General features: G+C 63.8%; 22 protein-coding genes. 19 read left to right on the forward strand and 3 right to left on the reverse strand.

The features are described 5' to 3' along the window. Nucleotides 1–522: 522 nt before the first annotated feature. Nucleotides 523–2,058 carry a porin gene (locus JJE66_RS17065; protein ID WP_200515484.1) on the forward strand — a complete coding sequence of 512 codons (1,536 nt, stop codon included), beginning with the start codon at nucleotides 523–525 and terminating at the stop codon, nucleotides 2,056–2,058. A 392-nt stretch (nucleotides 2,059–2,450) separates the two neighbouring features. On the opposite strand, the gene JJE66_RS17070 is transcribed toward JJE66_RS17065, so the two are convergent. Further along, complete coding sequence (locus JJE66_RS17070; RefSeq protein WP_200515485.1) at nucleotides 2,451–4,892, reverse strand: lytic transglycosylase domain-containing protein; 2,442 nt, start codon at nucleotides 4,890–4,892, stop codon at nucleotides 2,451–2,453. Nucleotides 4,893–5,188: 296 nt separating this feature from the next. Between JJE66_RS17070 and dapA the strand changes: the two genes are divergently transcribed. The 4 genes from dapA (at nucleotide 5,189) to JJE66_RS17090 (ending at nucleotide 7,683) form a co-directional block, all read left to right on the forward strand. Further along, entirely contained in the window at nucleotides 5,189–6,079 is an 891-nt protein-coding gene (gene dapA, locus JJE66_RS17075; RefSeq protein ID WP_200515486.1) for a 4-hydroxy-tetrahydrodipicolinate synthase, read from the forward strand. 54 nt (nucleotides 6,080–6,133) lie between these two features. Continuing rightward, complete coding sequence (gene mscL, locus JJE66_RS17080) at nucleotides 6,134–6,550, forward strand: large conductance mechanosensitive channel protein MscL (RefSeq protein ID WP_200518512.1); 417 nt, start codon at nucleotides 6,134–6,136, stop codon at nucleotides 6,548–6,550. A gap of 73 nt (nucleotides 6,551–6,623) precedes the next feature. After that, on the forward strand, nucleotides 6,624–7,097 hold the full coding sequence (gene smpB / locus JJE66_RS17085) for an SsrA-binding protein SmpB (protein WP_200515487.1): 474 nt from the start codon (nucleotides 6,624–6,626) through the stop codon (nucleotides 7,095–7,097). 4 nt (nucleotides 7,098–7,101) lie between these two features. After that, nucleotides 7,102–7,683, forward strand: a complete 582-nt coding sequence (locus tag JJE66_RS17090) for a peroxiredoxin (RefSeq protein WP_200515488.1) — start codon at nucleotides 7,102–7,104, stop codon at nucleotides 7,681–7,683. 55 nt (nucleotides 7,684–7,738) lie between these two features. On the opposite strand, the gene JJE66_RS17095 is transcribed toward JJE66_RS17090, so the two are convergent. Beyond that, complete coding sequence (locus JJE66_RS17095) at nucleotides 7,739–8,413, reverse strand: uracil-DNA glycosylase (RefSeq protein WP_200515489.1); 675 nt, start codon at nucleotides 8,411–8,413, stop codon at nucleotides 7,739–7,741. Further along, the gene (locus tag JJE66_RS17100; protein ID WP_200515490.1) at nucleotides 8,394–9,047 is read right to left on the reverse strand and encodes an NYN domain-containing protein; all 654 of its coding nucleotides are present in this window, start codon (nucleotides 9,045–9,047) and stop codon (nucleotides 8,394–8,396) included. Before JJE66_RS17100 ends, JJE66_RS17095 begins: the two co-directional genes overlap by 20 nt. Nucleotides 9,048–9,380: 333 nt before the next feature. Between JJE66_RS17100 and rpoZ the strand changes: the two genes are divergently transcribed. From rpoZ to JJE66_RS17170, 14 genes are all read left to right on the forward strand, one after another. Continuing rightward, nucleotides 9,381–9,773: a DNA-directed RNA polymerase subunit omega gene (gene rpoZ, locus JJE66_RS17105; RefSeq protein ID WP_014494742.1), complete on the forward strand. Its 393-nt coding sequence runs from the start codon at nucleotides 9,381–9,383 to the stop codon at nucleotides 9,771–9,773. Nucleotides 9,774–9,982: 209 nt separating this feature from the next. Beyond that, nucleotides 9,983–12,268 carry a bifunctional (p)ppGpp synthetase/guanosine-3',5'-bis(diphosphate) 3'-pyrophosphohydrolase gene (locus JJE66_RS17110; RefSeq protein ID WP_200515491.1) on the forward strand — a complete coding sequence of 762 codons (2,286 nt, stop codon included), beginning with the start codon at nucleotides 9,983–9,985 and terminating at the stop codon, nucleotides 12,266–12,268. A 44-nt stretch (nucleotides 12,269–12,312) separates the two neighbouring features. Next, a complete protein-coding gene (locus JJE66_RS17115; protein WP_200515492.1) occupies nucleotides 12,313–13,065 on the forward strand; it encodes a pyridoxine 5'-phosphate synthase in 753 nt (250 codons plus the stop codon). Beyond that, nucleotides 13,062–13,481, forward strand: coding sequence for a holo-ACP synthase (acpS, locus tag JJE66_RS17120; RefSeq protein WP_200515493.1), 420 nt, complete (start codon nucleotides 13,062–13,064; stop codon nucleotides 13,479–13,481). The genes JJE66_RS17115 and acpS overlap by 4 nt, the downstream gene beginning before the upstream one ends. Nucleotides 13,482–13,730: 249 nt before the next feature. Next, the gene (gene lepB / locus JJE66_RS17125; RefSeq protein ID WP_200515494.1) at nucleotides 13,731–14,495 is read left to right on the forward strand and encodes a signal peptidase I; all 765 of its coding nucleotides are present in this window, start codon (nucleotides 13,731–13,733) and stop codon (nucleotides 14,493–14,495) included. Then, nucleotides 14,492–15,358, forward strand: coding sequence for a ribonuclease III (gene rnc, locus JJE66_RS17130; protein WP_200515495.1), 867 nt, complete (start codon nucleotides 14,492–14,494; stop codon nucleotides 15,356–15,358). Before lepB ends, rnc begins: the two co-directional genes overlap by 4 nt. Next, nucleotides 15,348–16,274, forward strand: coding sequence for a GTPase Era (era, locus tag JJE66_RS17135; RefSeq protein WP_200515496.1), 927 nt, complete (start codon nucleotides 15,348–15,350; stop codon nucleotides 16,272–16,274). The genes rnc and era overlap by 11 nt, the downstream gene beginning before the upstream one ends. Before the next feature lie 21 nt (nucleotides 16,275–16,295). Next, nucleotides 16,296–16,676, forward strand: a complete 381-nt coding sequence (locus tag JJE66_RS17140; protein WP_200515497.1) for a hypothetical protein — start codon at nucleotides 16,296–16,298, stop codon at nucleotides 16,674–16,676. A gap of 83 nt (nucleotides 16,677–16,759) precedes the next feature. After that, on the forward strand, nucleotides 16,760–17,512 hold the full coding sequence (gene recO, locus JJE66_RS17145; protein WP_200515498.1) for a DNA repair protein RecO: 753 nt from the start codon (nucleotides 16,760–16,762) through the stop codon (nucleotides 17,510–17,512). A gap of 123 nt (nucleotides 17,513–17,635) precedes the next feature. After that, complete coding sequence (locus tag JJE66_RS17150) at nucleotides 17,636–17,914, forward strand: hypothetical protein (RefSeq protein ID WP_200515499.1); 279 nt, start codon at nucleotides 17,636–17,638, stop codon at nucleotides 17,912–17,914. Between the two features lie 60 nt (nucleotides 17,915–17,974). Beyond that, nucleotides 17,975–20,233, forward strand: a complete 2,259-nt coding sequence (gene parC / locus JJE66_RS17155; protein ID WP_200515500.1) for a DNA topoisomerase IV subunit A — start codon at nucleotides 17,975–17,977, stop codon at nucleotides 20,231–20,233. 229 nt (nucleotides 20,234–20,462) lie between these two features. After that, nucleotides 20,463–22,007, forward strand: a complete 1,545-nt coding sequence (locus JJE66_RS17160) for a GMC family oxidoreductase (protein ID WP_200515501.1) — start codon at nucleotides 20,463–20,465, stop codon at nucleotides 22,005–22,007. A gap of 918 nt (nucleotides 22,008–22,925) precedes the next feature. After that, complete coding sequence (locus JJE66_RS17165) at nucleotides 22,926–23,108, forward strand: hypothetical protein (RefSeq protein WP_200515502.1); 183 nt, start codon at nucleotides 22,926–22,928, stop codon at nucleotides 23,106–23,108. A 443-nt stretch (nucleotides 23,109–23,551) separates the two neighbouring features. Next, complete coding sequence (locus JJE66_RS17170) at nucleotides 23,552–23,713, forward strand: hypothetical protein (protein ID WP_200515503.1); 162 nt, start codon at nucleotides 23,552–23,554, stop codon at nucleotides 23,711–23,713. Nucleotides 23,714–23,750: the final 37 nt, after the last annotated feature.

Genomic DNA, 23,750 nt, shown 5'->3' on the forward strand with positions numbered 1-23,750 from the left:
AAGCCCGATTTGCAAGGGCGCGATCGTCGCTCAAATGTCCATATAGCCACTCAGGATGCCAAGCTGCCAAGAACCGGCGCGACCGGCGTTCTTGCGCCGGGTGATTCCACGATTCGAACGCGTCGGATCGGTCACATCGCAGGGAACCGGCGGGCCCGCCTCAGATGGGGAAATCTGGCGGCAAATGGAACTCGATAAGAAACTGCAACAAAAACAAAGGCTTCCAAGGCCGCCTCGATCACAACTGCGTGTTATTTGTGCAACACCCGTCGGAAAACAAACTTCATAGGCCCGTTCTGAAGCGTTCTCTTGTTGTGTGTGCAAGGACGTTCGGTAATTGTGATCGGGCGACGGAGGGGGGCATCCCAAGGTCGTCCCGTTTAGGTCTTTCGCTTAAGTCCCTCGCGTTCATGCGGGTGTGTCCGAAGACGCGAAGGTGACCGAAGCGGTGATTTAAAGGGGGTTGGGGAATTGGCCGTTCGGGTCAGTGACCTTCCCTGAAGAGCAACTTGGAGGTTTAACATGAAGTTGGTTAAGAGCCTTTTGCTCGGCTCAGCGGCGGGTCTCATCGCCGTGGGCGGAGCGCAGGCAGCCGATCTCCCCGTGAAGGCCAAAGCGGTCGAATACGTGAAGATCTGCTCCCTGTACGGTGCGGGTTTCTACTACATCCCGGGCACCGACACCTGCATCAAGCTGGGTGGTTACCTGCGCGCTGAAGCCGCGATCCATGCGAACGACTTCAACGGCTATTTCAGCAGCACGGCTGGCGCTGAAAACCGGCTGTCGAACTACTACATCGTTCGCGGCCGCGAAGACCTCAACATCGATACGCGCACCGCGACCGAATACGGCGTTGTGCGTACGTTTGCCGATCTGACCTTCTCCTGGACGACCGGTAACTACAGCGGCACGGCGGGCGGTGCGACTGGTTACGACGTCATTGCTGGTACGACGTCGTCTGCGCCTGGCAATTCCTCCGGCGGCAACGTCGCTGGCGGTGCGCTCGGCGTGTACTACGCCTTCATCCAGTTCGCTGGCTTCACGATGGGTAAGGCCGTCTCGCAGTTCAGCGCTCCCTGGACCAACTATCCGGCCAACAACTTCGACGGTCTGGTCGGCGCCGGCGGTACCGTCACGGGTGTTGCTCAGTTCACCTACACCGCGGACTTCGGTCAGGGCATGACCTTCGCGCTGTCGGCTCAGGATCCGACGGTCTATTACCAGGGTGGTGTCGTCAACGCTTCGCTCGCCACCTCGGCTGGCATCGTTGGTGGTTCGCTCGGCGGCTCCGCCTATGGTGGAACGAGGTCTCCTGACCTCGTCGCGATGTTCCGCGCCGATCAGGCCTGGGGTCTGTTCCAAGCGTCGGTTGCCGCGCATGACAACCACGTTGCCTACTACGGCGCAACCGAGTTGACTGGTCACCCCGATGACAAATGGGGCTGGGCTGGGCAGCTGGCCTTGTCGATCAAGAACATTCCGACCGGTGCAGGCGACACGATCAACATGTCGGGCGTCTACGCCAACGGTGCTAGCTACTATGTCTTCCAGGATCTAGCGCCGCATGCCTGGTCGATGTTCGGAGGCACCAGCCTGGCTGGCGCAACCCAGAGCGTCGGCTTTGCGACCGTGACCGACAGCGTGTTCATTCCGGGCGCTGGCCAGGAGCTGACCACGACCTACGGCTTCGCCGGTGGTTACACCCACAACTGGGATCCCTACTGGAACACGTCGCTCTACGGTTCGTACGGTGCGGTTCGCTACAACAGCACGGCCAAGGGCTACATCTGCGGCAGCGCTGGCATGGTCGGTCTGTTGACGGCGGGTTCGACCTGTAACCCGGACTTCAACTACTGGGTGATCGGCACGAAGACGGGCTGGACTCCGGTCAAGAACCTGACCTTCTCGGCCGACGTCAACTACGCGCAGATCGACACCAAGTACGCGGGCTCGGTCGCCTACGCGGGTTCTGCCGGTACCGCCAAGCCGCCTGGGCTCTACGAGATCAAGAACCAGGGCACTGTCTCGCTGCTGCTGCGCGCTCAGCGCAACTGGTAAGTTCAGTCTAACGACCTGATAGAGAGCCCCGGCGGGAAACCGCCGGGGCTTTTTCTTGTCGGAGTGGCTTGTTGGTGTCCCGCGGATGCCGGGGTCAAGCTGGCACGCCGTTGAGCTGGTGGCTTCCGGCCTCGCCTTAAGAGAGAGAGAGGCGGCGTCCATCCCGGCCGCATGCCAGCTCCGCGCCGGTCTGCGCATGGCCCACCTGTGGCTGACTGACAACCCGCGAACCTGACGCCGATCCGGCCACCCAGCCGCAATTATCGAGGCTCGCCTCGATAAGGCTCGCTCGAGGATCACGTTGAGCCGAAGGGCTTCGCTCGGAGGGCGGCGGAGAACAGATGCTGCACCCGCACCGGTGCGCTCCTCGGCGGTTCGAGCCAGGGCCGCCGCTACTCCACGCTGCCGGCGCCGCGGCGCAAATCGGCCTCGATCTGGAGCCGCGTGCCGCCGCCGAAGCGGGCGCGATAGACCTGAAGATTCTCCATGATCCGCTGCACGTAGTTGCGCGTCTCGGAGAACGGGATCAGCTCGACCCAATCGACCGCGTCGACCTTCGGGTCGCGCGGGTCGCCGTAACGGTCGATCCACTTCTTCACGCTGCCACGACCGGCGTTGTAGGCGGCAAAGGTCATGATGTAGGAGCCGCGATAATCCTCGATGAGCCCGCCGAGTTCGGCCGCGCCGAGCGTGGCGTTGTAGGACGTATCGTTCTTCAGTCGCGACAGGTCGTAGGTCGCACCGTGCCGTTTGCAGACATAACGCGCGGCGTCCGGGGTTACCTGCATCAGCCCATAAGCTTGCGCCGGAGAGACCACGGAGGGATTGAACGCGCTTTCCTGCCGCGCGATGGCGTAGACGATGCTGCGTTCGACCTCGGGGCCGATCTGCGTGAACTGTGGAATGCCGTTGACGGGGTAGGCGTAGAAGTCGAACGGCAGGCCGCGATTGAGTGCCGCCTTGCCGACCAGCAGCATGCCGCGTGCGTCGCCGTAGCGCTGGGTCAGCTCGCCGAGGCCGGTCAGCGCCTCCGGATCGCCGTTCTCGCCCATGTCGGCGAGCATGGGCACGGCAAGTTCGCGCTCGTCGAGCTCGTAGAGCAATTGCGCGGCGCGCACGATCTCCAGCCGTTCGGCGCCGCGGCCGCGCGGCTGACTGTTCAGCGCGATCTGCGGCAGGCCGAGCTTGGCGCGCGCGAGCTGGCCGTAATAGCTGGTCGATTGCTCGGCTGCGCGGGCATAGGCGTTGCGTGCCTCCTGCTGGCGGCCGGCGGCCTCGGCGGCGCGGCCCTGCCAGTAACCGGCACGCGCCAGCGTGGTTGGATTGACGCTGCCGACGCCGATGCGGGCAAAGTGCTGACTGGCTGCCGCGGGATCGTTGAGGAAGCGCAGGGCGATCCAGCCGGCCGTGAACTCCTGCTCGGTCTTGTAGATGTCCCGTGTGGGGAGCGCGGCGTCGCGTGCGATCAGGTAGGCGCTGCGGAATTCCTCGGTGTCAATCATCTTGCGCGCCAACAGGCGCCGCTCGATCCACCATTCGTCGAGATTGTAGAGCCGCCCCGGATCCTTCGGCGCCGACAGCATGAGCTGGGCGGCCTCCGCAAACTTCTCCTCGCGGCGCAGGAGCTGGATCTTGCTGAAGATGAAGCCGGGATCGCTGTGCAGCTCGCGCGGCACTTGTTCGAGCAGCGCGCGCGTGTTCGGTGCTTTCCTGAACGAGGCGATACGGGCCTTGGCGAGCGCGACGTAGCCGGCGCCGAGCCGTTTCGCCGCGCGCAGTGCCGCCTCGTGCTCGCTGCCATAAAGCAGCGTGTCCATCCGCGCCTTCTGGTCGCCCGGCGTGAGCAGGGCGCCGAACTGGTCGAGTGCGTTGTTCTCGGTCTCCTCCGACATCGGATCGCTGCGCCAGGCCTCGCGCACCAACCGCTCGGCATTGGCGCGGTCGCCGCGCGCCAGCATCGCCTTGGCGAGCGTGAAGCGGCCCTTCGCGGAAACAGGCGACTCGTTCTCGAACCACGACCACGCAACTGAATCGTCGCGCCTGTCGTCCCACATGGCGGCTTCGAGCCGCCGGCGCAGGAACGTCTGCGACGGCCAGCTCGGATTGGCAGAGAGGAAGGCGCGGTAGCGCTCGACGCTCGCGCCATTGTCCTCGCTGCGCAGGATGATCCATTCCGCCAGCTTTCGCGCGACGGGATCGGAAATCGTATCTGCGTAACTGGTGGCGTCGCCCGGCTTCCGCTTGCGCACCAGCTCGATAACAGTCTCCAGCGTGTCCTTGTCGGCTTGCGACGTCGACGAGGTCGCAGCGACCGCTGCCGGCGTGACCGGCTTGCGCGGCGCGGCGTGCTGGCGTGTCGCAGGCGCCAGCACGGGCGTCGCGACGGGTCGGGCGGGGGCCGGGGCGGAAGGTCTGACTGTGGTTGTCACGGCCGGCGCGGTTCGGGAAGCCGGAGCACTGGCGGTCGGTCGGGATTTTGGCGCGGGGCCGCTCGCTGCGGGCTTCGGCTTGTCCTTCGCGGCGTCCTTGCCAGCCTTCTTTGCGGCATCCTTGGCTGGGGCGGCAGCTGCTCCCCTGCTTGGACCCTTGGCCGCATCTTTGGCTGTTTCCTTGGCCGATCCTTTTGCCGATCCCTTGGCAAGTCCCTTGGCAAGTCCCTTGGCAGGTCCCTCGGTAGATCCCTTCGCAGTGTCCTTTGGGGAATGCTTGGTGGCCGGCTTTGCGGTTCCCTTCTGGGTTCCCTTCTCAGTTCCCTTGGCGGGTTCCTTCGCGGTGTCCTCGGTCGTCTCATTGGACTTGGCCAAAGCGACGCAGCCGATCGACAGGCTGGCCATCAGACATACGGCCAGACCGGCAGATCGCCATGCGGCACGGGATAAGGAGGTCACGGCCGTTCGTCGCCCCGAATCAGTCAATTGGCTCAAGACCTATCTGTACAAGATCTGGCTGTATTTGATTGAATATGCGGACAAAATACCAACAGCCGCTTACCTCCGCCCGGTTTGCACCACCACCGCGGCAAAATCGCGGCTTAAACGGTGCGTCACACGGATGCAGCCCTTTTACCGGCGGGGGAGACCCGATATGAAGGGGGCTTGCTCGAAAAACTTGCCGCGTACGGAGGAAGTCCATGGCAGCCAAGACGAAATTCCGGGGGTCGTTCACCGCCTTGGTCACGCCGTTCAAGAACGGCTCGCTGGACGAGGCGGCGTTCCGGTCGCTGGTCAATTGGCAGATTTCCGAGGGCACCAACGGCCTGGTCCCGGTCGGCACCACCGGCGAGAGTCCGACGCTGAGCCATGACGAGCACAAGAGGGTGGTCGAATGGTGCATCGAGGAGGCCAAGGGCCGGGTGCCGGTGATTGCCGGCGCCGGCTCCAATTCGACCAAGGAGGCGGTCGAGCTGGCTCAGCACGCCGAGAAGGCGGGCGCCAGCGCCGTGCTGGTGGTGACGCCCTACTACAACAAGCCGACCCAGGAAGGGATGTATCAGCACTTCAAGGCGATCAACGACGCGATCGGGATTCCGATCATCATCTACAACATTCCGCCGCGCTCGGTGATCGACATGTCGGTCGACACCATGACGCGGCTGTGGGAGCTGAAGAACATCGCCGGCGTCAAGGATGCCACCGCCAGCATGGTGCGTGTCTCGCAGCAGCGCGCCGCGATGGGCGAGGATTTCAACCAGCTCTCCGGCGAGGACGCCACCATCCTCGGCTACATGGCGCATGGCGGCCATGGCTGCATTTCGGTGACCTCAAACGTCGCGCCGCGCCTGTGCTCGGAATTCCAGGCCGCCTGGGCTAAGGGCGACACCAAGGCGGCGCTCGCGATCCACGACAAGCTGATGCCGCTGCACAACAACCTCTTCATCGAGAGCAATCCGGCGCCGATCAAGTACGCGATGTCGCTGCTCGGCAAGCTGGACGAGATGCTGCGGCTGCCGATGGTGCCGGTCTCCGAGCCGACGCGCGTCGCGGTGCGCAGCGCCATGGTGCACGCCGGCCTGATCAACTGACGCACTGGCTATCGGGAGCTCGTCATGAGCGCAGTCGACGAAAGCGGTAGGCGGATGCTCAAGGAGTTCCGCGATTTCGCCATGAAGGGCAACGTCGTCGACCTCGCGGTCGGCGTCATCATCGGCGCGGCCTTCGGCGCCATCGTCAACTCGCTGGTCGGCGACGTGATCATGCCGATGATTGGTGCTGCCACCGGCGGGCTCGACTTCTCGAACTACTTCACCCCCTTGTCTGCGAAGGTCACCGCCACCAATTTAGCTGACGCGAAGAAGCAAGGGGCCGTACTTGCTTGGGGCAGCTTCCTCACGCTGACGATCAACTTCATCATCGTCGCCTTCGTGCTGTTCCTGGTGATCCGCGCCATGAACAGGCTGAAGCGCAAGGAGGAGGCGGCGCCCGCCGCGCCGCCGAAGCCCTCGGCGGAGGTCGAGCTGCTGACCGAGATCCGCGATCTCCTCAAGAAGTCTTGACGCGCGCGCTTCATCCTAACTGTTAGCGTCCGCGCTCATCTCGATCAGGTTTGTCTGTCAGGTTTTGAAGGTCATGGCCGATAAGAACGAACGTCCTATCAAGGTCATGGCGGAGAATCGCAAGGCCCGCTTCAACTATGCGATTGAGGATACGGTCGAGGCGGGCATCGCGCTGACCGGCACCGAGGTCAAGTCGATCCGCAACGGCAAGAGCACGATTGCGGAATCCTATGCCGATTCGAAGGATGGCGAGATCTGGCTGATCAACGCCACCATTCCCGAATATCTTCAGGGCAACCGCTTCAATCACGAGCCAAAGCGGCCGCGCAAGCTGCTGCTTCACCGCAAACAAATCAACAAACTGATGGGTGCGGTCGACCGCGAGGGCATGACGTTGATCCCGCTCAAGCTCTACTTCAACGAGCGCGGTCGCGCCAAACTGCAGCTCGCCGTTGCAAAGGGCAAGAAGCTTCACGACAAGCGTGAGACCGAGAAGAAGCGGGACTGGAGCAGGGAGAAGGGCCGGCTGATGCGGGCGCGGGGATAGCGAGATGAATCAGAAAAATCTGCTCGAAGTCGATTGGAGTCAGATTCCTGCGCCGGCCGACGATGGCGGCGCCGCGCACCTCGAGGGTATGACGCTGCCCGCGATCAGTCTGCTCGCGACTGACGATAATTCGGTGACACTGGCGGCGCTTTCGGGGCGGACCGTGGTGTTTGCTTATCCGCGTACCGGCGAGCCCGGCAAGATCTCGCTGGTCGACGATTGGGACATGATCCCCGGCGCGCGGGGCTGCACGCCGCAGACTTGCGCGTTTCGCGACCTGTTTGCCGAGCTGAAAGCCGCCGGCGCCGCGCAGGTGTTTGGTCTCTCGACCCAGAGCAATGCCTATCAGACCGAGATGGCGTCGCGGCTGCATCTGCCGTTCCCGGTGCTGTCGGACGAAAAGCTGTCGCTCACGCGCGCGCTGAATTTGCCGACGATGGAGATTGCGGGGCTGACCCTGATCAAGCGGCTCGCGCTGATCATCGACGATGCGAGGATCACGCATGTCTTCTATCCGGTGTTTCCACCCGACCGGAATGCCGGCGACGTCCTGGACTGGCTGAAGGCCAATCCCGCCAAAGGCTGATTATTTTGACGCGTTTTCTTTACGCGAACCGGTATCGACTTCTCTCGAAAATGCTCTAATCGAGGTCAGCTTTTATCCTGGCGAACACGCTGCGGAACATGTCCGTCGTCAGCACGCCGGTGTTCGTGTTGTAACGCGAGCAGTGATAGCTGTCGTAGAGCTTGAACGCGCCGGCCTGGTGCACCGCGCCGTGACCGAACGGGGCTTGCGAGGCCTTCAGCTTCAGCGGCTTGAGCACGGTGTCGTGCGCGATCCGTCCGAGCGCCACGATCGCGCGCAGCTTGGGCATCGTCTCGAGGGTGGCGGCGAGAAACTGCCGGCAGGTGTTGATCTCCACCGGCAGCGGCTTGTTCTGCGGCGGTACGCAGTGCACGGCATTGGCGATCCGGCAGTCGACCAGCTTCATGCCGTCATCGGGCCGGGCCTGATAGGTGCCTTTGGCAAAGCCGTATTCGAGCAGCGTGGCGTAGAGCAGGTCACCGGCATAGTCGCCGGTGAACGGCCGGCCCGTGCGGTTGGCGCCCTGCATCCCCGGCGCGAGACCGACGATCAGCAGGCGCGCCGTGACGTCGCCGAACGGCGGGACCGGAGCGTTGTGCCAGGACGGCTCGCGCGCGCGGTTCGCCTCGCGAAAAGCGACCAGGCGCGGGCAGAGCGGACAGTCACGGTCGGGGACGAGGATGGGGGCCCGGTCGCTTGACCGGACCGCCTCACTCCTCGAAGTCGTCATCGCCCCTCGGCGCCATCGTGGTCGCGCGCTGGAGGAATTGCGGGGCATGCGGGGCGTGGTGACGTGCTTCGCGTTCGCCGCGATCGCGTGGGGCGGGGCGCTCGGACGGGTCGCGGCCAAGCTTGGACTGCAATTCGACGAGATCGGTGAAGACGTCGGCCTGGCGGCGCAGTTCGTCGGCGATCATCGGCGGCTGGCTGGCGATGGTAGAGATCACCGTGACCCGCACGCCGCGGCGCTGCACGGCCTCGACCAGGGAGCGGAAGTCGCCGTCGCCCGAAAACAGCACCATCTGGTCGATGTGCTCGGCGAGCTCCATCGCGTCGACGGCCAGCTCGATATCCATGTTGCCCTTGACCTTGCGGCGGCCGGAGGCGTCGATGAATTCCTTGGTCGCCTTGGTGACGACGGTGTAGCCGTTGTAGTCCAGCCAGTCGATCAGGGGGCGGATCGAGGAGTATTCCTGATCCTCGATGATCGCGGTGTAGTAGAAGGCCCGCAACAGCGTACCGCGGCTCTGAAATTCCTTCAGCAGGCGCTTGTAATCGATATCGAAGCCTAGAGTTTTCGCCGTCGCGTAGAGGTTGGCTCCATCGATGAAGAGCGCAATCTTGTTGGCAGGGGAAGGTGACATTCAGTTTGCTCGCGTAGTGTTTCGTGATTGATCGTTTGTTGATTGTTGGCGCGGCGGCAGCAAGCCGCGCAGTTCAAAGTTCTGCCGAAACCCGTCGAAACCGCAAATCCGGAGAAGCCGGGGCAATCAAGGTATAGTTATGGCGGACTTTCATAGACCCGGCGCCGCCCACAATGGCAGCCCGGGAAACCACCCATCCCAGCCCCAATGTGGGGGTAGCAGAGCCGTTTGGCGAGGCCAAATCACAAATTGGCCTTGCGAAATCGCCCTGGTCCCTATAACTAGCCCCAATCATCCACATATTTCGTCCCACCCACAACGGAGCGACAGTCCATGGCTCGCGTCACCGTAGAAGATTGTATCGACAAGGTCGACAACCGGTTTGACCTGGTCCTGCTGGCCGCCCACCGTGCCCGCATGATTTCGTCCGGTTCACAACTAACGGTTGACCGCGATAACGACAAGAACCCTGTTGTATCTTTGCGTGAAATTGCCGACGAGACCATCTCGCCGGAGGATCTCCGCGAGGAGCTGGTGCACTCTCTCCAGAAGTTCGTCGAGGTCGACGAGCCCGAGCCGGATACGGTGCCGCTGATCGGTTCCGCCGGCGCCAGCGTCGATGCGGACGATACCGAAGTTGCTGTCGAGCGCATGACCGAAGAGGAGCTCCTGAAGGGCCTCGAGGGCCTCGCGCCGCCGGAAGAGCAGCCCGAGGAGGACGAGTAATCGTCTTACTCGCGATCGCCGAACTCTTGTGATCTCATCAAAGGCCCGAACCCGCGTTCGGGCCTTTGCTTTTGTTGGCGTTTTCGTGGTTACCATAGCGCGGCCGGTTCGCGCCGCGTGTCTGTCACTGAATTGATCGGCCGCGTCCGCAATCGGAGCTAGGATGTATACAACGGGCTGTTTCATGGTCCGTTTGAAGGCAGGACGGCATGGTGTATCGACGCCGCGGACACACGCAGATGCAGGCCGCAACCGAATCGGTTGCCGTGGTCCCGACTGCGCCGGTGGCACGGCCAGCGAAGCCGCGTGCGCGCATGATGCGTCAATATGACCTCGTCGAGCGCGTCCGGTCCTACAATGCGAATACCAATGAAGATCTGCTGAACCGCGCCTACGTCTACGCCATGAAGGCGCACGGTTCGCAGACCCGCGCCTCTGGCGATCCGTATTTCTCGCACCCGCTCGAAGTGGCGGCGATTCTCACCGATCTGAAGCTGGACGACGCGACCATCGTCGCCGCGCTGCTTCACGACACGATCGAGGACACGGAAGCCACTCGCGCCGAGATCGACCAGATCTTCGGCCCCGAGATCGGCGCGCTGGTCGAGGGCCTGACCAAGCTGAAGCGGCTCGAGCTGGTGTCGCGCGAGGCCAAGCAGGCCGAGAACCTGCGCAAATTGTTGCTGGCCATTGCCGACGATGTCCGCGTGCTCCTGGTCAAGCTCGCCGACCGCCTGCACAACATGCGCACGCTGGATTTCGTGCCGACGGAATCGCGGCGGCGCATCGCCGAGGAGACGCTCGACATCTATGCGCCGCTGGCGGGGCGCATGGGCATGCAAGAAATGCGCGAGGAGCTGGAGGATCTGTCCTTCCGCACCCTCGATCCCGAAGCCTATTCGGTGGTGATGCAGCGGCTCGATGCGCTCGCCGAGCGCAACCGCAATCTGATCGGCGAGATCGAGGACCAGCTCTCCAACAATCTGCGCCACAGGGGTCTCGGCGCGCGGGTCTATGGGCGCCGCAAGAAGCCGTTTTCGATCTGGACCAAGATGGAGAGAAAGTCGGTCGGCTTCGAGCAATTGTCCGACATCTTCGGCTTCCGCGTCGTCGTCAACGACATCGAGGCCTGCTATCGCGCGCTCGGCATCGTCCACACCACCTGGCCGGTGGTGCCGGGACGTTTCAAGGACTACATCTCGACACCGAAGCAGAACGACTATCGCTCGATCCACACCACGGTAATCGGGCCCGGCAACCAGCGCGTCGAGCTCCAGATCCGCACCGAGGCGATGGACCAGATCGCCGAGCGCGGCATTGCCGCGCACGTCTTCTACAAGGAAGGCGTGGGCTCGCCGACCGAATTCCTCAAGCGCGAGTCGAACGCATTCGCCTGGTTGCGCCACACCATCGGCATTCTCTCGGAGAGCGCCAACCCCGAGGAATTCCTCGAGCATACCAAGCTCGAACTGTTCCACGACCAGGTGTTCTGCTTCACCCCGAAGGGCAAGCTGATCGCGCTGCCGCGCCATGCCAACGTGATCGACTTCGCCTATGCCGTGCACACCGACGTCGGCAATAGTGCGGTCGGCTGCAAGATCAACGGCCAGTTCGCGCCGCTGTCCTCGGAGCTTCAGAATGGCGACGAGGTCGAAGTGCTGACCTCGGAAGCCCAATCGGCGCCGCCCTCGGCCTGGGAAACGCTCGCGGTCACCGGCAAGGCGCGCGCTGCGATCCGCCGCGCCACGCGTACCGCGGTGCGCGATCAATATGTCGGCCTCGGCCGGCGCATCGTCGAGCGCCTGTTCGAGCGCGCCAAGATTGAATACGCCGACGACAAGCTCAAGGGCGCGCTGCCGCGGCTGGCGCGGACCTCGATCGAGGACGTCATGGCGGCGGTCGGCCGGGGCGAGATCAAGGCGTCCCATGTCGCGCGCGCGATGTATCCCGACTACAAAGAGGAACGCGTCGCGCGCTACGGCGTCAAGAAGGGGCTCGCCGCCAAGCTCAAGGAGAAGGCGTCGGAGCCGTCGCGCAGCCCGGTTGCGATCCCCATTGGCGGAAACAATTCCGACCTGCCGGTGAAGTTCGCGCCGAACGGCGGCGCTGTGCCCGGCGATCGCATCGTGGGCATCGTCACGCCGGGCGAGGGGATCACGATCTATCCGATCCAGTCGCCGGCGCTGAAGGATTTCGAGGAGGAGCCGGAGCGCTGGCTCGACGTCCGCTGGGACATCGAGGACTCTGCGCCGCAGCGCTTTCCGGCGCGCATCAAGGTCGAGAACGTCAACGAGCCCGGCGCGCTGGCGCAGATCGCGACCGTGATCGCCGAGCACGATGGCAATATCGACAACATCAGCATGCAGCGCCGCTCGCCCGACTTCACGGAGACGACGATCGACCTCGAAGTCTACGATCTCAAGCATTTGAGCGCGATCCTGGCCCAGCTGCGCGCGAAGGCGGTCGTCGCCCGCGTCGAACGTGTTAATGGATAGGCGTCTTTCGCATTCGCCTGTCTTCCGATTTCGTGAGTCCTCAAATGCCCGCTCTTCCGCTCCGCCTCGGCGTCAATATCGACCATGTCGCGACCGTCCGTAACGCACGCGGTGGCCGCCATCCCGATCCGGTGCGCGCTGCGCTGCTCGCGATCGAGGCCGGCGCCGACGGCATCACCGCGCATCTGCGCGAAGACCGTCGGCACATCCGCGACGAGGACATGGCGCGGCTGAAGGCGGAGATCTCCAAGCCGCTGAATTTCGAGATGGCGGCGACCGACGACATGATGCGCATCTCGCTCGCCACCAAGCCGCATGCGGTGTGCCTGGTGCCGGAGCGGCGGCAGGAGGTCACGACCGAGGGCGGCCTCGACGTGGTCGGCCAGCACAATGCGCTCGCGCCCTATATCGCGCGGCTCAACGATGCCGGCATCCGCGTCTCGCTGTTCATTGCCGCGGACCCTGCGCAGATTGCGATGGCGGCGCAGCTGCGCGCGCCGGTGATCGAGATCCACACCGGCGCCTGGTGCGACGCGGTGGTCGACGGCCACACCGACAAGGCCGAGGCCGAATGGCGGCGGATCGTGGCGGGCGTCAAGCTCGCGACGGACGCAGGGCTCGAGGTCCATGCCGGTCACGGGCTCGACTACGCGACGGCGGAGACGATCGCGGGTCTGCCGGAGATCATGGAACTCAACATCGGCTACTACATGATCGGCGAGGCGCTGTTCGTCGGTCTTGCCGAGACGGTGCGCAGCATGCGCGCGGCGATGGACCGCGGCCGGAGCCGGGCATGATCATCGGCATCGGCTCCGACCTGATCGACATCACCCGCGTCGGCAAGGTGATCGAGCGCCATGGCGAGCGTTTCCTGGACCGCATCTTCACCGCGGCCGAGCGGGCCAAGGCGGAGCGGCGGGCCAAGAACGAGAAGATGGTGGTGGCGACCTACGCCAAGCGCTTTGCCGCCAAGGAGGCCTGCTCCAAGGCGCTCGGCACCGGCATCAGGCAGGGCGTGTGGTGGCGCGACATGGGGGTGGTCAACCTGCCCGGGGGGCGTCCGACCATGCGGCTGACCGGGGGGGCGCTGGCCCGGCTCCGGGCCCTGACGCCGGAGGGATTCCAGGCTCAGATCGATCTGTCGATCACCGACGACTGGCCGTTGGCGCAGGCCTTCGTGATCATTTCCGCCGTCCCGCTGCTCAAGCCCTGACAGCCTGGCAGCTATTTTATGATTCTCATTGAAAATCAAAGTGTTATTGGTTTTTGATGCGATCCTTGATTGCGTGCCCCCCGACAACCGTCTAAAAGTCCGCGAACGCAAATCAGCCTGGGCAAATTCGGCTTTACGCCGGAATTGGCCCTCACTATCAGAATCAGGACAATCTCCTTGCGCCGCGCAGCGATGGGCGGTTCGCGGGAGGAGGGCGCTCCGTGACCGCCGGTCGGAATTGAGAGAGCAATGAGCGTGACTTCGGGAACGAAAACTGAGAGCGGCGTCGGCGAAACGATCCGGGTCGTGATCCATGCTCTGCTGATCGCGCTGGTGATCCGCACCTTCCTGTTCCAGCCCTTCAACATCCCGTCCGGCTCGATGAAGGCGACGCTGCTGGTCGGCGACTATCTGTTCGTCTCGAAATATTCCTACGGCTACAGCCACTACTCGATCCCGTTCTCGCCGCCGCTGTTCTCGGGACGGATCTGGGGCTCGGATCCGAATCGTGGCGACGTCGTGGTGTTTCGGTTGCCGAAAGACGACTCCACCGACTACATCAAGCGCGTGATCGGCCTTCCCGGCGACCACATCCAGATGAAGGACGGGTTGCTTTACATCAACGACACGCCGGTCGAGCGGCAGCGCATGAGCGAGTATGTCGGTGAGGACCCCTGCGGCTCCGAAGGCGGCGGCATTTCGCGGGTGAAGCGCTGGAAGGAAACGCTGCCGAACGGCGTCTCCTATGAGACGCTCGATTGCGCCGACAATGGCTACATGGACAACACCAACGTCTACACCGTGCCGCCCGGTCACTTCTTCATGATGGGTGACAACCGCGACAACTCAACCGACAGCCGCTTCCTCGGCCAGGTTGGTTACGTGCCGCAGGAAAACCTGATCGGCCGCGCGCAGATGATCTTTTTCTCCATCGGCGAGGGCGAGCATGCCTGGATGTTTTGGCGCTGGCCGTGGGCGGTGCGCTGGAATCGTTTCTTCAAAATCGTCCGATGAAAGACGAAGCCAAGGACATCGCGACCCAATCGATCGAGGCGCAAGCCGCTCCTGAGGGCGAGGCTGCGACCAAGACGGCTGCGACCAAGGCGCTTGCAACCAAGACGCCGGCGAAGAAGCAGCGCACGCGGGGCAGCAAGGCCCAGGACAAGGCAAAGGCGGCGGCTGATGCGAACGCGGCGCTCGAGGCGCGTATTGGACACGGCTTTGCCGATCCGAACCTGCTGATGCAGGCGATTACGCATGTTTCGGCGCTGAAGTCCGGGCGCAAGCGTGGTGACAGCTATCAGCGGCTGGAGTTCCTCGGCGACCACGTGCTCGGGCTCGTCGTTTCCGACATGCTATATCATGCCTTCCCGAACGCGGACGAAGGCGAGTTGTCCAAGCGGCTTGCCGAGCTCGTGCGCAAAGAGAGCTGCGCCGACGTCGCCAAGTCGCTCGGTCTGCTCGACGACATCAAGCTCGGCTCGGTCGGCTCCAGCGCCGATGCGCGCCTGCGCAAATCCATCCTCGGCGACATCTGCGAAGCCGTGATCGGTGCGATCTTCCTCGATGGCGGTCATGCGGCGGCGGACGATTTCGTCAAGCGCAACTGGACCGAGCGCATGCACAAGCCGCGGCGTCCGCTGCGCGATCCCAAGACCGTGCTGCAGGAATGGGCGCAGGGGAAGGGGCTGCCGACGCCTGTCTATCGCGAGGTCGAGCGCACCGGCCCGCATCACGATCCGGAGTTCCGCGTTGCAGTGGACCTGCCGGGATTGGCACCGGCCGAAGGCACCGGTGGCAGCAAACGCGCGGCAGAGAAGGTGGCTGCTTCAGTGATGATCGAACGTGAAGGTGTTGGCGGCGGCAATGACGGCTGAAACAAGCGGCGAAGCGCCCACTGCTACGCGCTGCGGCTTCGTTGCCCTGATCGGCGCGCCGAACGTCGGCAAGTCCACGCTGGTCAATGCGCTGGTCGGGGCCAAGGTCACGATCGTCTCGCGCAAGGTGCAGACCACGCGCGCGCTGATCCGCGGCATCGTCATCGAGAACAACGCGCAGATCATCCTGGTGGACACGCCCGGCATCTTCCTGCCCAAGCGCCGGCTCGACCGCGCCATGGTCTCGACTGCCTGGAGCGGGGCGCATGACGCCGATCTCGTCTGCGTGCTGCTCGACGCCAAGAACGGCATTGATGAAGAGGCCGAGGCGATCTTCGCCAAGGCCGCGAGCGTCAAGCACGAGAAGATCCTGGTGATCAACAAGGTCGACCTGGTCCAGCGCGAGAAGCTGCTGGCGCTGGCGCAGGCCGCCAACGAGCGCATGACCTTCGCGAAAACCTTCATGATTGCGGCGATCTCGGGCGATGGCGTCGACGATATCCGCACGACGCTGGCCGAAATGGTACCGCCTGGCCCGTACCTCTATCCCGAGGACCAGATGTCGGACGCGCCGATGCGGCAGCTGGCGGCCGAAATCACGCGGGAGAAAATTTATCAGAAGCTGCACCAGGAATTGCCCTACCAGTCCACGGTCGAGACCGACAAGTGGGAGGAGCGCAAGGACAAGTCGGTGCGCATCGAGCAGACGATCTTCGTGGAGCGCGAGAGCCAGCGCAAGATCATGCTCGGCAAGGGCGGCGCCACCATCAAGTCGATCGGCGCGGACTCGCGGAAAGAACTGATGCAGATTCTCGACGTCCCGGTGCATCTGTTCCTGTTCGTCAAGGTGCGCGAGAACTGGGGTGACGATCCCGATCGCTACCGCGAGATGGGCCTGGAATTTCCCAAACAATAAGCAAGAACAGATCGGTAACCGATGAGCGTGCCCCGCAACGTCCAGCGCTTCGAAGCGTTGCTTTATGCCTCGCTGATGCTGGATGCCCTGTCGGTCGCCGTGCAGGACCGCACGCCCAGCATCGAGATGACCGAGCAGATGATCATGACGGCGACGCTGCTCGCCGGAGGCATGATCCTGCTGCTAGTCTATTTCGTCTGGCTGGCTGCGCATTGGCGCAAGAACTGGCCGCGCTGGGTGCTGGCGGCGGCGCTGGTGCTGTCGGTGATCTCGCTCGCCCAGATCATCGGCGAGCGCGGCCTGGAGCTCGACAGTGTCATCGAGATCGTTTCCTGCGTGCTGACGGCGTTCGGGCTGTATTTCTCATTCTCTGGCGACGCGCAGGGCTGGTTCAACGCGTGAGGTTGCGTAGGGCGGATCACGCCTTCGGCTACTAATCTAATCCGCCCTACGATTCAGGGCTGAAATCCGCTAGACTTTCACACATGGAATGGACCGACGAAGGCATCGTGCTGGGGGTGCGGCGGCATGGCGAGAGTAGCGCCATTGTCGAGCTCCTGACCCGCGCGCACGGCCGGCATCTCGGTCTCGTGCGGGGCGGCGCAGGCTCGCGGATGCGGCCGCTGCTGCAGCCCGGCAATAGCATCAGCGCGGTGTGGCGGGCGCGGCTCGACGAGCATCTCGGTACCTATGCTATCGAGGGCCTGAAGTTGCGTGCGGCGACGCTGCTTGGATCCTCCCATGGCGTCTACGGCGTCACTCATCTTGCCTCGATTGCGCGGCTGCTGCCGGAGCGCGATCCGCATGAGCAGATCTTCGCGATGCTCGAGCATTCGCTCGACGATTTCGACGACATCGGCAGTGCTGCCGTGCACGTGATCCATTTCGAGCTGGCCATGCTCGGAGAACTCGGCTTCGGGCTAGCGCTCGAAAACTGCGCGGTGTCGGGGGAGACCTCCGACCTGATCTACGTCTCGCCGAAATCCGGCGGCGCGGTGTCGCGCACCGCCGGCGAGCCGTGGCGCGACCGGTTGCTGCGGCTGCCGCCGTTCCTTCGCCAGGGCGAGGCCACCAACGATCTCACCGACGACGATCTCCACGACGGCTTTCGGCTCACCGGCCTGTTCCTGCTGCGCCACGTGCTGGAGCCGCGGGGCCAGGGCCATTCCGACGCGCGTGCCGGATTCATCAACGCCCTGACGCGGCAGCAGGCCAAGGCGGCGCTCCCAGCGCCATAAAAGTTCGGCGCTCCCAGCGCCATGAACTGGCGGCGGCTCTGCCCTGCTTCGTGGCCTTCCCCCGGAACCAAATCGGCTAGCTTGAGTTGGCCCGAGCAGGTTCCATCACGGGGGACAGCCTAAATGTTGATCAAAGGATTTGTGCTGTCGGCAGCCCTCTTCGCGCTGGCGCCGGACGCGATGGCTGGCGAGCCGCAGCCGGGGGTCTTTCGGCGGGCATCCTGTACTGTCGTCAGATACTATGTCGCGAAATATTCGGCTGCGGCTGCAGAGACATGGGCGAGATCCAAGGGAGCGACGGAGGCCGAAATCGAGGCCGCCCGGCGTTGCCTGGCCAATGCGCCGGTCAACGCGCAACCCAAGGTCCAGCCGGCTGTCACGGCCGGCTGGGCGGGGCGGTAGAGGCCCGCAGGGAACCAATCCATCCTTGCCCGATTCGCTTCCACGGTTTAACCGGGCGGCATGGGAAAACGAATCGTTCCGCCGGAAGAACCCGCCGAAATTCATGATGTGCCGCTGCGTGAAGCGCTGGAAGAGCGCTATCTCGCGTACGCGCTCTCCACCATCATGCATCGCGCACTGCCTGACGCGCGAGACGGCCTGAAGCCGGTGCATCGGCGCATCCTCTACGGCATGCGCCTGCTCAGGCTCGACCCCGGCACGGCCTTCAAGAAATCCGCCAAGATCGTCGGCGACGTGATGGGCTCGTTCCATCCGCATGGCGACCAGGCGATCTACGACGCCATGGTGCGCCTCGCGCAGGATTTCTCCTCGCGTTATCCGCTGGTCGACGGCCAGGGCAATTTCGGCAATATCGACGGCGATAACCCCGCCGCCTACCGCTACACCGAAGCCCGCATGACCGACGTCGCGCGGCTTCTGCTCGACGGCATCGACGAGGACGGCGTCGAGTTCCGTCCCAATTACGACGGCCAGTCGAAAGAGCCAGTCGTGTTGCCGGGCGGCTTTCCGAACCTGCTCGCCAATGGTGCGCAGGGCATCGCGGTCGGGATGGCGACCTCGATCCCGCCGCACAACGCCGCCGAGCTTTGCGACGCCGCGCTGCACCTGATCGAGAAGCCCGACGCGAAGTCCAAGGCGCTTTTGAAGTGGGTGAAGGGACCGGACTTCCCAACCGGCGGCATCTGCATCGATTCCAAGCAGGCGATCGCTGAAGCCTATACGACCGGCCGCGGCTCGTTTCGCGTCCGCGCCCGATGGGAGCAGGAAGAGGGTACGCGCGGCACCTGGGTCGTCGTCGTCACCGAGATCCCGTTCCTGGTGCAGAAGTCCCGCCTGATCGAGAAGATCGCTGAGCTGCTGGACCAGAAGAAGCTGCCGCTGGTCGGCGATATCAGGGACGAGTCGGCGGAAGACGTCCGCATCGTGATCGAGCCGAAGTCGAAGAACGTCGATCCGGCGCTGATGATGGAATCGCTGTTTCGACTGACCGAGCTCGAAAACAAGATTCCGCTCAACCTCAACGTTCTGATCAAGGGCCGCGTCCCCAAGGTGGTGGGACTCGCGGAGTGCCTGCGCGAATGGCTCGACCATCTGCGCGACGTGCTGATCCGGCGCAGCAACTACCGCAAGACACAGATCGAGAATCGGCTCGAGGTCCTCGGTGGCTATCTGATCGCATTCCTCAACATCGACGAGGTGATCCGGATCATCCGCACCGAAGACGAACCGAAGCCGGTTCTGATGAAGACATTCAAGCTCACCGAAGTCCAGGCTGAAGCCATCCTCGACATGCGCCTGCGCCGCTTGCGCAAGCTCGAAGAGATGGAGATCCGCACCGAGGACAAGAACCTCCGTGCCGAGCTCAAGGGCATCAATGCGGTGCTCGCGTCCGAGCCCGAGCAGTGGAAGAAGGTCGCCGAGCAGGTCGGCAAAGTCCGTGACATGTTCGGACCGAAGACGCCGCTCGGCAAGCGCCGCACCACCTTTGCCGATGCGCCCGAGCACGATCTCGCCGCGATGGAGGAGGCCCTCGTGGAGCGCGAGCCGGTCACGGTCGTGGTCTCCGACAAGGGCTGGATCCGCACCATGAAGGGCCATGTCGAGGACCTCTCGAGCCTCGCCTTCAAGCAGGACGACAAGCTCGGCTTCGCGTTCTTTGCGGAGACGACCTCGAAGCTGCTGCTGTTTGCGACCAACGGCAAGTTCTACTCGATCGATGTGGCGAAGCTTCCGGGCGGCCGCGGTCACGGCGAGCCGATCCGCCAGTTCATCGATCTCGAGCCGGAAGCTGCGCCGGTCACGCTGTTCGTCAACAAAGGCGGGCGCAAATTCCTGGTCGCGAGCCACGAGGGCCAGGGCTTCGTCGTCAACGAGGACGATTGCGTCGGCACCACGAAGAAGGGCAAGCAGGTCCTCAACGTCGACATGCCGAACGAGGCGCGCACGGTCACCGAAGTGATCGGCGACACCGTCGCGGTCATCGGCGAGAACCGCAAGATGCTGATCTTCCCGCTCGACCAGGTGCCGGAGATGGCGCGCGGTCGCGGCGTGCGCCTGCAGAAGTACAAGGACGGCGGCCTCTCCGACATCGCCGTGTTCGAGGCCAAGGCAGGCCTGACCTGGAAGGACTCTGCCGGCCGCGAATTTTCGGCGACCATGAAGGAGCTCGCCGAGTGGCAAGGCACCCGCGCCGACGCCGGCCGCCTGCCGCCGAAGGGATTCCCGAAGTCGAACAAGTTCGGCCGGGTGATCGGGTAGGGGCACTCTTTGCCCGGACGCGCAGCAACGTTTTTCGCGTTGCTGCGCGGAGCCGGGACCTACGCCACATGGATTGCTTGGCGACATGGGCCTGGCTCAGCGGCGCACCGTCGAAGTGACGCTGCGCTGGGTCCGGGGCACGAGCGAGCATTGCTCTCCAATTCGCATTCCGCCACTGGTCTGATATCGTTCATCATCCCGATGTTCTCGAACGTTGAGAAATAGTGCGATGTACGATGTCATTGTTGTCGGCGGCGGCTCGGCCGGCGCCGCGGTTGCGGCCCGGCTCTCCGAGGATCCCGCACGGCGCGTCCTGCTGCTCGAAGCAGGCCTCGACTGGCGCGCTGATGAAGCGCCCTGGGAAGTGCGGACACCAAATCCGATCCCGATCATCCACAAGCGCGAATACCAGGAGAAATGGCAGTGGCCCGATCTCCTGACGCGCCGCGTGGCGGGGCAGGAGCCGCGCTTCTACTGGCGCGGCAAGGGGCTCGGCGGCTCATCGATGATGAACGGCCAGATCGCGATCCGCGGCGTTGCCGATGCGTTCGACGAATGGGCCGCCAATGGCTGCACCGGCTGGTCGGCCAAGGACGTGATGCCGCTGTTCTCGGTGATCGAGGACGATTTTGAGTTCGGCGACGCCGCAGGCCACGGACGCGGCGGCCCGTTGCCGGTCTATCGCGCGCCGCCCGAAAAATGGGGCCCGGTCGATCGCGGCTTGCGCGATGCGGCGCTGGCGAGCGGCCATCCCTGGTGCGCCGACGTCAACGGGCCTGATGGCGAGGGCGTCGCCTGCTATCCCATCAACAGCCGCGACAGCCGCCGTATCACGACCAATGAAGGCTATCTGGAGCCCGCGCGCGGCCGCGCCAATCTGGAGATCCGGGGCAAGACGCTCGTCGATCGCGTGCTGATCAGCGACGGAAGGGCGACCGCCCTCCGGGTTCACATCGATGGGCAGGGCATCCACGTGATCAGCGCCCGCCAGATCGTGCTCTGCGCCGGCGCCATCCACAGCCCGGCGATCCTGTTGCGCTCGGGCATTGGACCTGCGGATGAGCTGACGTCGATGGGGATTGCGGTCGAGCGCGATCTGCCCGTCGGCCGCCACTTCTTCGATCATCCGCTGTTTCGCGCAACGATCCAGCTTCACGAAAATCTGCGTCCTACTGATCCGGACACCCGCCACACCAATTGCTGCGTGACCTATTCGTCGGGCCTGGCCAATGGCGGCAAGCGCGACATGATCCTGATCGCCTTCAACCACCGCGGCATCGGCGTGCCCGGAGCCATCGGCGCCGGGCTGTTCAACGCCTATTCGCGCGGCACGCTCAAGCTGGCCTCGACCGATCCTTCCGTCGATCCCGTCGTCGAGGAAAACATGCTGGCCGATCCCCGCGACATGCTGCGCATGAAGGACGCAGTGAAACGGCTCGCGGTGATCACCTCGCAGCCGGCGCTCGCCGGCATCGCCGACTGGATCAGGTTGACCGACACCGACCTGACGCTGCCGCAGGCATCGGCGTTGCCGGATCACGAACTCGATGCGCTGCTGCGCCGCGAAACCGGCGACATCCAGCATGCCGCCGGCAGCTGCCGCATGAGCGGCGCTGGGGATGCCGATGGCGTGGTCAATCCCGACGGCACGGTGAAGGGCATCTCGGGCTTGCGCATCGCCGACGCCTCGATCATGCCGTCCGACTGCCGGGCTAATACCCACTTCACGACGGTAGTGATTGGGGAAGCGATCGCGCGGATGATGATGGGGTAGTTCTACTGCATCCGCGTCATTGCGAGCGGAGCGAAGCAATCCAGAATCCTTCCGCGGAGACAGTCTGGATTGCTTCGCTCCGCTCGCAATGACGGAGCAAGCGGCGAGGCCATTGCTCACCAATTCACATTTCAAACAGCAGACACATCTTCGCGTTCTCGCGGCGCCTTCGCCCGAGTTATGTCTCTCGCAGCGCCCTCGCAGAGACGAGGGGCGCAGGGAAGGCTGGGCGCCGGCTGGCACCCGCAGGTCCGTGCGCCGTAGAAATGCACACGGGGTGGACCACAGGTTCGCCGGATCGCCCGGCCTTCCCTGCGCGATGGTTTACGGCTTACTTCGTGCTCTCCCCGGGGAGCGATGCACTATTGCCCCCGTCGTCCTGCGGATGGCTGATGCGCGCGGTCCGGTCGGGCCGCCACATCACCACAGGGCTTGACGCACAGGCTCCAGGCGTCAGGACCACACGACTTCTTCGTCCGCGCACATCTTCGCTGGGACTCCGAGTGCTGGCGTGTGCTCACACCCGAAGCCATGCGAAGACGCTGTCAGCGTCGTGTCGTCGGCACGAGAGCTGCTGCTCACGGCCAAAGCCGCCCTGCAACGCCGCTCGCGCCCGACGCCGTCGCGTCCCAGCCCGCGGTTCGTGACGATCGCGATCCGCCCCTTGTCTCGGGCCAGGTGTTTCGCTTGTACGACAAATCCGAATTTCGGTAAAGTGGAATATTTACGATCCCGGGACTTGACAAGCAATGGCGTCGCGCCGGTCGCGGCTGTTTTGCCCGACGGGTGACGGTCGACGGGGCGTGGTGAGTAGCGGTCGGCTTTGAGGACGCCTCATGCGGATTTTGGGCGAGCCCTATGGCCGCGGAGAGACCAATCCTATATTATCTGGGAGAGACCCATCAGCAGGAGCTAGTCATGCCCGGCTCGATCATGTTTAGTTTGGTCGTTATCGCGTTGATGTTTTGGTGCGGCGGCGTAACCGCTAGCTTCGCGGCAGAGAGAGGACGGTCTAAGCGCATTTGGTTCATCTTGGGAGCGCTGTTCTTCCCCCTCTTTCCAGCTCAATGGTTCGTGTTGGGGCTGCTGCCAAAAAAGTAATACCACCTGAAGTGTCGTCGAATATCAGCGCGACGACTTCCCACTGTGGATATCCGTCTTAGCTGATGTCTCTTTTTTGTGGCCCTTCGCGGCCACGCCGCAAGGCTCACTGCTGGTCGGCTCTTCAGGGTAGACCGGAAGCGGTGATCCGAAGCCCTCAGTGGCGCATTTTGACCCGTTGCGGACACTAAGGTCTGCTGTCATTCTGTTCGGATGGTAGGCGGCGCGGAAAAAGCTCGGCGAATGCATTTGCGGCGTTCCACAGGCACGCGCCGACGCGCGTGCGCCTAAAGCGGTGCGGGGACCCGACTACCTCATAGCCCATGCTTGCTTCGAGTGTCAGAAATCATGGAAGGTCCGGGCAGACACGAGCGCGGCTTGTCCACAGTGCAGCTCTTGTCTCCATGAGATGGGCCGCTTGTTCAAGGCTTCGAAGCGGTCCGATGCCGAACAGTGGGCAGAAAGTGCAGGCCCTCTGGTCAGCAGGTTTCCGCTTCTGGAGCTACCGGAGCTACCCCGACGCCGAACCATTGCCCGACCGAATGCAGGACGTTGATGATTTCATGCGCCGCAACCCAAAACATCCGATGCGCATCGCGCCCTGATGTCCCCACATGGCTTAAGGCCGCCATGCAGCGCTGT

Origin of the sequence: Bradyrhizobium diazoefficiens, assembly GCF_016612535.1 — a bacterium.
Taxonomy (GTDB): domain Bacteria; phylum Pseudomonadota; class Alphaproteobacteria; order Rhizobiales; family Xanthobacteraceae; genus Bradyrhizobium; species Bradyrhizobium diazoefficiens_C.